A 12,374-nucleotide genomic window follows, 5' to 3' on the forward strand; every position below is an offset into this window, starting at 1 on the left:
ACATCATTAAAAGGTAATCTGTCCGCCAAAAGAGATCTGACGCATCAACGGATAACCGATTTCTGTTCCTATCTCCGGATCGAGTCCCGGATAACTGGTGATCGTCAGGATATTGTCCATCGACACGAAAGCACGGAGCTTGCTTACAAAGAACTTACTGGAAATCCGCTGCGGCAACGTATAGCCTATCTGGATATTCTTCAACTTGAAATAGTCGGCCTTATATTCGTTCCAGTCGCTCTGGATTCTGTTATTATACGTAGTTCCATACGTCAGACGGGGGTATTTGCCCGACTGGTTGGTACGCGGATCGTCCGGATTGGAAGGATCGAAGAAGTAATGATTATCGGCAATATGTTCGATAATGCCATATCCGTGACTCACGAGCGTGGAGTTGTAGTAATCCGTATTCCAGTTGAGGTAATGTCCGAAAGCTCCCGACCACAACATGGAGAAATCAATATTCTTGTAAGAGAAAGCACAGTTGAAGCCCAGGTTGAATTTCGGCACACTGGTATGACCGGAGAAATCCCTGTCGTTCGTATCACCATAGTTCATATCCCCATTGCTGTCGGCATAGAGAATGTCACCATACCAAAGCTGGTCTTTGGCAATCGTCTTCATTCCTCCGAATGAATAACCGGAGTCAATCATGGCCTGTACCCATACCATGTCTTCCTTTGTACGTATCATTCCGTCCTTCGGTCCCGCATGGATGTCCACCGCACCTCCGGTATAGCCTTCACCGGAACCTCTGTACACCTTATACATATAGGTTTCACCCAGTTGGCGACCTTCGCAGATGTATCCTCCGAATCCGGATTCGGACACATCACTGAAGTTGTTGACATAGCTGACTTTGTTTCCCTGTGCATCATACGTCCAGTATTTCTGGAGATCGCCCTTGAATTTCATTACCTTATTGGCATTGAAAGAGAAGTTCATGCCTACCCGGTATTCAAAGTCTTTTCCAATACGGTCGTTCCAGTTCAGGGTAAATTCTACACCGCGGTTGCGCACTTCACCCAGATTTTCGGGAGCAGAGCCAACAACACCCATCGAGAGATAGAGTTCGGGATGGTAGAGAATGTCTGAAGTATATTTATTATAGTAGTCTATTTCACCCGTCAGGCGGTTGTTGAAGAAACCGAAATCAAGTCCGATGTCGGTTGTTGCGGTACTTTCCCAATGCAGTTTGTCGTTGCTTAGTTTTTTACGTACCAGTCCTTTGGTTCCTTCACCTTCGATTACGACATTACCTGTGGCGTAGTTTGCCTGCCAGTCGTAGTTGCCCGTAGAATTGTTACCTGTCTTTCCCCAGGAAACACGCAGTTTCAGGTTGGAGAGATAGTCCGATGCTCCTTGCATGAACGATTCTTCCGAGATACGCCATCCACCGGAGAACGAAGGGAAATACCCCCAACGCTGGTTCACACCGAAACGGGAGGAGGCATCGGCACGAAGGTTGGCTTCGAAGAGATAACGTCCTTTATATCCGTAGTTGACACGGCCGAAGTAAGAGAGCAGTCCCCACTTGGCAGGTGCCGAGCTGGAAGAGCTGACGAGAGTTTCATAGGTGCTCAATTCGTTCAGTGTCCAGTCAGTAGCTCCTTTACGGGAAACGGCAAAGCTCTTGCTGTAATATTCCTGTGCGGAATATCCGAGTAATGCGCCCAGATCGTGGTCTTTCTTGATGGTGGTTTGATAGCGTACCAGTATTTCGGCACTCTGACGCCAGGTGCGCGCGCTTGTATTGGTAATGGAAGCGTTCTCCAGTGCGCTTTCGCTGACACGTTGGTCGGTCACGTAGTCCCAATAACCATTCTGGCGGCTATAGGAAGACTTGTCAGTAAATGTCGGTGAATAGTTGAATGTACCTTCGATGTTGAGACCTTTATAAGGAGTGATAATTCCGTAGACTGAAGCGTTGAGACGCCATACGGTATTGAAACCGGTAGCTCCCGCCATCTGCCCGAAGATATTATTGGCATTGGAAGATTCTTCACTTGCCAGTGCGGGACGTCCCCAGTAGTTCGGTTCGCCCGGATATACGGCCGGAGTAGTCTGGTAGAGATACTTGAATCCATTGCTGATGTTTGCCATCCCGTAATCTTGCTTTTGTCCGTAAAGGCGGGTACCGACGGTCATCCATTTCACAATCTTGGCTTCCAGATTGGTACGGAAATTGATTTTCTGCGTACTTGAATCGAGGTTCCAGCGGTTCATGACTCCCTGATTGTCGAGATAGCCCAAAGAGAGCATATACTTCACTTTCTCCGAGCTGCCGGAGACAGAGAGGTTGTGTTCCTGCGAATATCCGGTGTCGAATACTTCGTCGAACCAATCTGTGTTCGGATAGGCCACGTAATTGGGCACTCCGTACTCATTCAGTCCGTTCGGATCGGCAGAAGCAGCCCTCCAGCGGTCAATGCTTTCCTGCGAGAAAATACCTTTGGTATTCACATTTTCGCAAGCCTCGTTGACCAGTCCCATATAGCGGGCGTAGTCGCTTACGAAAGAGAGATTGTTGTAAGGCATCTGCACGACTCCCGAATAAGAATAGGAGATTTGCGGTTTACCTTTTCCGCTTTTGGTGGTGATGAGGATCACTCCGTTAGCGGCACGCGTACCGTAAATAGCTGTGGAGGCAGCGTCTTTCAGTACGGAGATACTTTCAATGTCGTTGGGGTTCACGTTGTCCATGCTCCATTCAATACCGTCTACCAGTACCAATGGGGAGTTGGTATTGAACGTACCGTTACCACGCACGCGGATGGTGGCGCCGTCCGATCCGGGTTGTCCCGAAGCCTGCGTCACGTTCATACCGGCAGCGAGTCCCGAAAGAGCGGAAGAAACACTCATGATGGGACGTCCCTCCGTCTGGTCGGCAAAGTTGATGGAAGTCACGGAGCCGGTCAGGTTCACTTTCTTCTGCACACCGTAACCCACTACCACTACTTCATCCAGTATTTTCGTTTCCACCTTCATCTGGACGTCGAGTTTCGTGCGTCCGTTCAAGGGAAGCGTGGTGGTCTGATAACCAATGTAACTGAAAGAAACAGAAGGTTTGGCAGAAGTTGTTTTTAAGGTGTAGTGCCCGTTCAGGTCTGTCAGGACACCGTTCGTTGTACCTACTTCGACGACGGAAACACCCGGCAGGGTTTCTCCATTCTCATCGATCACTACTCCACTTACTGTAGCAGATGTCTGTGCCCACACCACATCTGTCAGTAAAAAGAGCGAAGCCAATAAAAATAATAGATAGTGCTTCTTTTTCATTTTATTAAATTTAATGAAACAATTAGGTTGTTAAATACTCACAATGCAAAGAAATGGGATATTTAACCAACCTAATAATACTGTCTAGGCGATTGATGCCACTAATTAAGAAAATTCGGCGGAGAATGGAAAGGAAAAACCAGCTTTTAAGATTTCGACTAGCTTTTATCAGAAAATGACTAGCTAATTTTATTCCATATTTAAAAATTGATTGTATTTTTGTCGGATACCTAATAACTATTCGTCGAATATCTAATAAAAACAGTATGAAAAAACATTTTCTACTTCTGATTCTATCACTTTTATTCCTACCGCTTGCACAAGGCAAAGTAAAACTCCCCGCAATGATGGGAGATCACATGGTGCTTCAACAGAACAGTTCCGTTAAATTATGGGGTTGGGCAGACGGCAAAAAAGTAACCGTCACTACTTCATGGAACAACCGGACTTATCAGGCATCTACCGACAAAGACGGGGCCTGGCTGGTGAAAGTGGACACTCCCAAAGGAAGTTATACACCTTATTCTATTACAATCAGCGATGGGACTCCGGTCACTCTCTCGGATATACTGATAGGGGAGGTGTGGATCTGCTCCGGACAGTCGAACATGGAAATGCGCATGATGGGAAATGCCGCACAGCCCATTGACAACTCACTTGAAACGCTTCTAAACTCGGGAAATTACCGCGACCGTATTCGCTTTATTACCGTACCGAGAACCAATGATACAGAGCGCCGCACGGATTTTGAAAAAAGAAAATGGGAAGTTTCGTCACCTGAAACGACCATTGATTGCAGTGCCGCCGCCTATTTCTTTGCCAGACAACTGACTGAAAGTCTTCATCTTCCGGTAGGGCTGGTTATCAACAGTTGGGGAGGTTCGGCTATCGAAGCATGGATAGATGAACCGACATTGAAAACCGTCGAAGGTATGGACGTAGAAGCTGCCAAAGATCCTAAAAGAGGGGTGCATCAGCGTCTGGAATGTCTGTACAACTCGATGTTATGGCCTGTTAAGAACTTCACGGCAAAGGGTTTCCTCTGGTATCAGGGAGAATCGAACATATCCAACTATCAGTTCTATGCTCCGATGATGACTGCCATGGTGCAGCTATGGAGAAACGTATGGGAGGCTCCCGATATGCCTTTCTATTATGTGCAGATTGCTCCTTACAAATATGAAAACAGCAGCAATACGGGGGCCGCTTTATTGCGTGAAGCACAGATGGAAGCATTGAAAACGATTCCTAATTCGGGCATGATACCCACTACGGATATTGGTGATGAGTTTTGTATCCACCCATCGCCAAAGGATGTGGTAGGACTCCGGCTGGCTACGCTTGCGTTGACTAAAACATACAGCATCGGCCGATTGCCATCCAACGGTCCGATGATGACTAAAGTAGACTATGAGGGAAACAAGGCCATAGTGACATTCAATAACGCACCTGCGGGACTGTTCCCTACTTTCGCCCAACTGGAGGGGTTCGAGATTGCAGGAGCCGACAAAAAGTTCTATCCGGCGAAAGCGAAGATTATAGGACGTACCAACACGGTGGAAGTATCGAGTGAAGAGGTTGCCCAACCGGTTGCCGTGCGCTATGCTTTCCGTAATTATGTAGGAAATATCACTCTGCGCAACACTTTCGGATTGAGCGCTTTCCCGTTCCGCACGGATACGTGGGATGACGTAAAATAAAGAGCCCTACAGAGGGGATAGTTACCCGGTTTACAGGAGATATAGATCCAATCTGTTGGCAATATATGTCCTGCGCGTTGGGTATATAGATCCAACATGCAGGGTATATAGATCCTGCAAACAGGAGATATATTGCCTATAAACAGGAGATACAAAGAAGGGAAATTATGAAACGATCCATCTTATCTATATGTATATTGCTGGCATCGGTTTCTCTGGTCTTCGCCAATATCTACAAGAAATATGACGTTAGATCAGGGTTATCGGGCAATTGTGTCCGGAGCATCCTTCAGGATAGCATCGGATATATGTGGTTTGCCACACAGGACGGGTTGAATCGTTTCAATGGTATCGAGTTTACCAACTACGGACATTCGTCAGAAAACGGCGGAAACAGTTATATGAATATAGTAACCATTTGCCGCCATCAGGATAACAATCAGATCTGGGTGGCAAGCACGGAAAAGCTGTATTTATTCGACTCGCAGGAAGAGAAATTCTCCGTATTCGACAAACAGACGGAAGACGGGGTGACAGTCAACAGTGTCTTCGGAATGGCTTATGACAATGACGGGCAGTTATGGATTGGAACAACCAACGGATTGTTTGTCTACAATGAAAAAAAAGGCACGTTGAGGCAGTATCTACATTCTCTTTCCGATCCTCATTCATTACCGGATAATCATGTGTGGGTGATTTATAACGACTCGTTCGGGACGATCTGGATAGGCACCCGGAATGGTTTGGCAAAGTATAACCAGCGTACGGACAATTTCACAGGGTATATATCCGAAGAGACTTCTTTCGGACGCCCTGCCTGCAACGAGATTATCTCTTTGATGGAAAGCTCGCAGGGAGTGCTATGGGCGGGTACCTGGTATGGAGGGCTGGCACGTTTCAATAAGGAAACGGGGCAATTCCGCTATTACTTCGGAGAAGGGGATACTCTCACCATTCCGCGCATCCGTACCCTGTTTCAACGGACGGCCAATTCTTTCTATCTTGGCTCCGACGACGGGCTTTATACCTTCAACACTGCCACAGGAGAGTGTCTGCCAACTGACGATGAACAGAACAAGGAAAGCATCTATGCCTGTTATCAGGACAGGGAAGGGGGAATTTGGATAGGGAGTTATTTCAGTGGAGTGAGTTACCTGTCTCCCAAGCATAAGGATATCGAGTGGTATTATCCCAATGGTACGAATTCTCTTTCGGGAAATGTAATCAGCCAGTTTTGTGAAGATCCCGACGGTAATATCTGGATTGCTACTGAAGACGGAGGATTGAATCTCTTCGATCCCCGCACGAGGAAGTTTAAGAATCATCTATTGAAAAGCAGTAATCTCAATATCGGTTATCACAATATCCATGCGCTGCTCTACAATGAAGGAAAGTTATGGATCGGCAGTTTCTCCCGGGGATTATATATCCTGGATATCCAAACGGGAAAAACGAAGAACTATCGCCACAACCGTACTAACCCGCATTCCATTCCTAACGATCATATCTACTCCATTTATCAAACGAAAGATGGCAGTATTTATTTGGGCACTCTGTCCGGGTTCTGCCAGTATGATCCGAACAGTGATTCGTTCCGGACACTGGAACCTTTAAGTCATATCTTTATCTACGATATGGTGGAAGACCAGTATGGGGATTTATGGCTGGCAAGTAAAAGGGATGGTATCTGGCGTTACAACCGCCAGACCGGTAAGCTGCACAACTACCGTAACGATCCGGCTAATCCCGCTTCTCCCTGTAGCAACTGGGTCATTCGTGTGTATATCGATCATAAACAGAATCTATGGTTTTGTACCGAGGGAGGCGGCATCTGCCGTTATCACTACCAGGAGGACCGTTTTGAAAATTTCTCCACCAAAGAGAATCTGCCGAACAATATCATTTACGGCATACTGGACGATCAATCGGGTAACTATTGGCTTTCTTCCAACAGGGGGCTGATCCGGTATGAGCCGCAAAACAAGCGGGCACAACTTTATACCATTGAAGACAGATTGCAAAGTAACCAGTTCAATTTCCGCTCTTCCATGCAAGCCCGTGACGGGAAATTTTATTTCGGTGGGGTGAATGGATTCAATAGTTTCTATCCGTTCAAATTATCGATCAATAAGGTAAAACCTACGGCATCTATTTCGGCAGTGTATATGCACAGTCCCGATGATAAGGTGAGCCTTAGCAAACGCATTCCTGCCCTTAGCGGACAGGTGACTATTCCTTATCAGGTAGTTTCGTTCGACATCACATTTGAAAGTCTAAGTTATGTGGCTCCCAGCAAGAATTTATATGCCTACAAACTGGACGGCATCCATAAGGAATGGATATACACGGACAAACATAACGTATCATTTCTCAACCTGCCTCCGGGTGAATATACGTTCCGTGTGAAATCGAGTAACAACGATGAATATTGGAGTAATGACGACTGTTGCCTGCATATTGAAGTTCTTCCTCCACCCTGGAAGACGATCTACGCCAAGATTTTCTATTTACTAATTGCATGTGGTCTCGCATATTTCCTGGTACAGCTTTATTTACGTAAGCAGCAGGCTGTGAAAATAAGAAAGATGAAAGAGATGGAACAAATAAAGAATCAGGAGTTGTTCCAGTCGAAAATTACATTCTTCACTCAAGTGGCGCATGAAATCAAGACTCCGGTAAGCCTTATCAAAGCTCCGCTGGAAGCTATTCTGGAAACACATGAATGGAACAGTGAAGTGGAAAGCAACCTGTCTGTGATACGGAAGAACACCAACCGGTTGATGGAGCTTATCAAACAATTGCTCGACTTCCGCAAAGTGGACAAGGAAGGTTATACGCTTTCATTCAATGAAGTGGATATCAACCGGATGATAGAGGACATCATCGACCGTTTCCGTGCCATCTCCCTGACCGGAATATCTTTCAGCGTCTCTCTGCCGAAAGAGCACCTGCAATATAATGTAGACCAAGAGGCGCTGACTAAAATTGTCAGCAACCTGTTGACAAATGCCATGAAATATGCCCGTACCCGCATTATGGTAATTATGGACGAACATCTGTCTTCTGAAGGGCGCACGCTCTCCCTGTGTGTGCGTGACGACGGTCCGGGTATTCCACAAGAGGAGTGCAGCAAGGTTTTCGAACCGTTTTATCAGGTAGGAAACACAGGAAACAACGGATCGGGAGTGGGAATCGGATTGAGTCTCGTCAAATTGTTGGTGGAGAAGCATAAAGGAAAGGTTTATATCAATCCCGGCTATACGGAAGGATGCGAGGTATGTGTGGAAATTCCGTATTTGGAGAAAAGCATCTCTGTCAGCCCTTCCATCACTTCCATGCCCGACAAGGTTCCCGCTTCGGAGGAAGAGGGCGAACCCGCCGGTTACTCTCTTCTGGTAGTGGAAGACACGACGGATATGCTGGAGTTTCTGGCTAAAAATCTGGGAAATACCTATACCATCCATACAGCCACCAATGGCAAGGAAGCCTTGGAATGTCTGGAGACAACGACAGTAGATCTTATTATCAGCGACATCGTCATGCCCCACATGGACGGATTCGAATTGTTAAAGTCCATCCGTTCCGACAATATGCTTTGTCATATCCCGTTTATTCTGCTTTCGGCACTCGACAGCATCGATTCAAAAATTGCGGGTCTCGACTATGGCGCGGACGCTTATATAGAAAAGCCTTTCTCGCTAAGTCACATGAAAGCCACCATCAATAATCTGCTGGAAAACCGACGTATGCTTTTCAACCACTTTACAACGGTACCGAATATGTCGTACGACCAGACATTAATGAACAAAACAGACGTGAAATGGCTGAACACAATCAATGAAATCATTACCCGCAATTTCACCAATGAAGAATTTACCATTGATAAGATGGCGGAAGAAATGGCTATCAGCCGTTCCAACTTACAGCGCAAATTGAAAGGATTGACCGGAATGCCGCCCAATGACTATATCCGGTTGATACGGCTCAAAACAGCCGGAGAACTTTTGCGGGAAGGGGAATACCGGATTAACGAAGTCTGCTACATCGTAGGATTTAATAATCCTTCATACTTCGCGCGCTGCTTTCAGAAACAGTTCGGGATATTGCCGAAAGATTATGTGAAGAAAGGAAGCTAGCCTTTCATATAAGAAACCGAACAACCAAAGAGGTATTAATGAGCTGACCGCTCTTGACTTTGCTCACAATATTGAGTTTTTCTTCAAATGAATGTCGCATAAAAAACTGCACTCCTAAAGTTTTGTGTCTAACTTTTGGGGTGCAGTTCAATTATCAGGGAAGTACATTTCTCATCGCAGTGAGAATATACCCTTGTCAGAATAGGCTGAAACAGCTCATGAAGCCAATAAAAGGGCGAGCAATAGAATAGGAAGTAAAACTTCTGAATTCTATTAATTCGCCCTCTTATATTAACTCTCTTACGTATTATCTATTAGAAATATATCCCTGTTGAATTATATTTCAATAAGAAGCTGTTGCCGGAATACCTTCCTTTTCCAATAAAGCCACAATACGGTCTAACTCTTCATGCGTAGCCTTTTGCAAATCGTGGTCGGGAGTCTCCCGGTCGATCGTATAAATCATTACTTGACGGGGAGCGATTTCTTTCACTGCTTCTATCCAGGGAAGCACATACTTGTCGGATGTATTATCCATGTCTTTTCCCTGATAACCTCCTTTCAGGAACATCGTCTGTACGATGCAGTTTCCTTTGAACTCTTTCATCTTTTCGATGATCTTCTTAACAGAGTATTTTCCGTTAGGACGGTCCAACAGATGAATGTATTCTTCATCCACCGTATCCAGTTTCAGGATATTATTATCTATCTTGTTCAGTGCTTCGAATACGGCAGGACGGTCGATAAATGTAGAGTTACTCAATACACTTACTTTCGCTTTTGGGAAATACTTGTCGCGAAGCGCAAGTGTATCTTCTATGATTTCCGGGAAGTAGGGATGCGCAGTCGGTTCACCGTTTCCGGCAAAGGTCAGTACATCGGGAGCGGAACCGTTTGCCTGCATATCTTTCAGTTTCTCTTCGAGAGCCGTGCGGACTTCTTCACGGGTAGGGAGAAGCTTCTTCGTACGACGTTCGGCATTGAAGCCACACTCACAGTAAATGCAGTCGAACGAACAAACCTTACCGTCTTCCGGTAATAAATTGATTCCCAAAGAAACGCCCAAACGGCGGGAATGAATAGGGCCGAAGATGGGTGAAGGAAAAATAATAGTCATTTTATTCTACTTATTTATTCATAAATCATAGCAAAGATAACCCAAAACTTACAGGTTATCCTATCTGTACGACTATTTTTTCACTTAATTCTTCCCATAAGTAAAGTGTACATATCACGCACCTCTGTCTGGGGATGTATCGTACTAAGCTTCTCCAATCTGTTGTACAGACTATGCAATTCATCCTTTAAACGCTTCGTTGTACTAGTATGTTTTGCATTTTCCTGTATTATATCCAACCATGCGTCCAGACATATCAACTGGATATCCATTTGTTCATAGCTTACAGCAGCCGACGGATCAAAATCATTGAACAGCCCTTTATACAAATCCCGGAAGAAATCGTCATCACTATATCCTTTTTGATTACTATGTAATGCTTGCAATCTAAGAGCCGATATTGTTTCTATACTTAGTAAGTGCTTGAACATCTTTACCAATTCCGGATATAGAATGTTATTTCTTGCTTCCAGTAAATTCTCTTTTACATACGTACATTCCATCTTTTCTACAGGATGAAATAAATAGTTATCCAGTTCGAGCATTGCTTGATGTTGTGCATCTGCCGGTTGGGAACTTCCCACTGTTTCAGCTATTCCCATCAGGTAACTTCCATATTGACGAATAGCCTTCCTGTATATATCAGTGAGTGAACTTCCTTTGTCCCTTTTTCCTCCTTTATACACAATCTTATCCAATTGATTTAGTATAATCTGCAGATTTGACACCTTTGCTGCATAATCGGATGGAGGAAGAGAATGGGTCCCATCCGGCAGGTTTTTATCTATCCATCGACGGAGTTGCTCCCGTTCATCATAGCAATTCCTACTTCCTTTGAGAGGATTATAACCAAAATAAATAGCCCGGCAAGCATCTTCCCCTACTTTCACAGTCGTTCCGCACGAGTTTTTGGACAGATTTCCGCGTAAACCTAAAAGATGCCCGATTTCCCCTGTTATTTCATTTTGCAACAACTCTTTTTCCACTTCCTTTGCATAACGGTCGGCTATGATACGCGGATCCGAAGCGCCACAACTCAACAAATAGTCATCCAATTTTCCTTTTTGAAATCCATGTCCGATATTCACCCGACATGACAGTATTTCTCCGGTACGAGGATGACAGGTAAAGTCGCTCTTTATCCCCGGCATCATCAAATCATAAGAAACGAAAGCACGCTGTTCGGCCGGAATAATCTTGCTGTCTGCATACTTCACTTGTAAAGCATCCCGGATACCTGCCTTGCGGAATGCAGTATTCCATACCAATATTCCTTCTTTCACAACTTGAAAATATTCCTTCGGAAAAAGCGTATCTACATAAAAAGTAAGCGGTTTCGACATATCCCAACGAAGAATTAATGAATCTTCTACCATACAATAAGGATCTTGGGAATAATCTTTAAAAGTCAATGTCTGATAGGGTATCCTGTGATCTGCCAGGCGGATCTGATCTTTCTTTTGAGAGAGCAAACGTACTACACAAGTAACCTCCAAAGGTATGCTGCCTTCAGGTAATATAATGGCAGAGCTGGAAAACATATATCTTTCCGCCTCAACCCCGTGATAACGCCTGACCGTAAATGACACCCCTCCTTCAAAAGGATGTATTTTTGTTACCTCTGACAGTTCCGGAACCAACGAACGGATAAAACCATGATTATAGCTGAACCAGTCATTGCCATTTATCAGATATTTTGTTATTCGGATAATGGCTCCTTGTTCTTTCGAATAAGCCACTACCGGATAGCTATCACCGGCAGGTTGTATATTTGACAACGAAAACGACCGCTGATATACACTCTTTTCATCCAGAATACGCTCTGTATAAAACGGCTTTTGGAAACAAATCGTAGCTTTATCAGGAGACATGATGCGTACTACCCCCAAACCGGTAACGGGACGATTCAGTAAATCGAAGCCTCTATCTATCTGTCCGCGAACTTCAATCTCCCGCCCGATATATTCACGGGGTATTTCCAGATAAACCTCCTTCTCCGCTACATATACAGGAAATACACCCTCTATTTTTTTCATTCCGGTGACAAAGAATTCATCAAACGCTTTGACGGAATCTTGTGCCTGGAGCCATGCGGCCATACACAACAATATAATAATCACATATTTTCTTTTATTCATGAGC

General features: G+C 44.9%; 5 protein-coding genes. 2 read left to right on the top strand and 3 right to left on the bottom strand.

The window, feature by feature from the left end; translation table 11 throughout:
- Positions 1 to 6: 6 nt before the first annotated feature.
- Positions 7 to 3,279: a SusC/RagA family TonB-linked outer membrane protein gene (locus NQ505_RS04955; protein WP_009001336.1), complete on the bottom strand. Its 3,273-nt coding sequence runs from the start codon at positions 3,277 to 3,279 to the stop codon at positions 7 to 9.
- A 266-nt stretch (positions 3,280 to 3,545) separates the two neighbouring features.
- On the opposite strand from NQ505_RS04955, the gene NQ505_RS04960 reads away from it, so the two are divergent.
- Positions 3,546 to 4,979: a sialate O-acetylesterase gene (locus NQ505_RS04960; RefSeq protein WP_009001335.1), complete on the top strand. Its 1,434-nt coding sequence runs from the start codon at positions 3,546 to 3,548 to the stop codon at positions 4,977 to 4,979.
- A 167-nt stretch (positions 4,980 to 5,146) separates the two neighbouring features.
- The gene (locus tag NQ505_RS04965; RefSeq protein ID WP_009001334.1) at positions 5,147 to 9,115 is read left to right on the top strand and encodes a hybrid sensor histidine kinase/response regulator transcription factor; all 3,969 of its coding nucleotides are present in this window, start codon (positions 5,147 to 5,149) and stop codon (positions 9,113 to 9,115) included.
- 343 nt (positions 9,116 to 9,458) lie between these two features.
- Here NQ505_RS04965 and NQ505_RS04970 read toward each other — a convergent pair whose 3' ends face one another.
- Both NQ505_RS04970 and NQ505_RS04975 read right to left on the bottom strand, forming a co-directional pair.
- Complete coding sequence (locus tag NQ505_RS04970) at positions 9,459 to 10,232, bottom strand: radical SAM protein (protein WP_004302827.1); 774 nt, start codon at positions 10,230 to 10,232, stop codon at positions 9,459 to 9,461.
- A gap of 80 nt (positions 10,233 to 10,312) precedes the next feature.
- Entirely contained in the window at positions 10,313 to 12,370 is a 2,058-nt protein-coding gene (locus NQ505_RS04975; protein WP_009001333.1) for a DUF5117 domain-containing protein, read from the bottom strand.
- Between the last annotated feature and the right edge of the window lie 4 nt (positions 12,371 to 12,374).

This window comes from Bacteroides sp. D2, from assembly GCF_025147085.1.
In the GTDB taxonomy this organism is placed as follows: Bacteria; Bacteroidota; Bacteroidia; order Bacteroidales; family Bacteroidaceae; genus Bacteroides.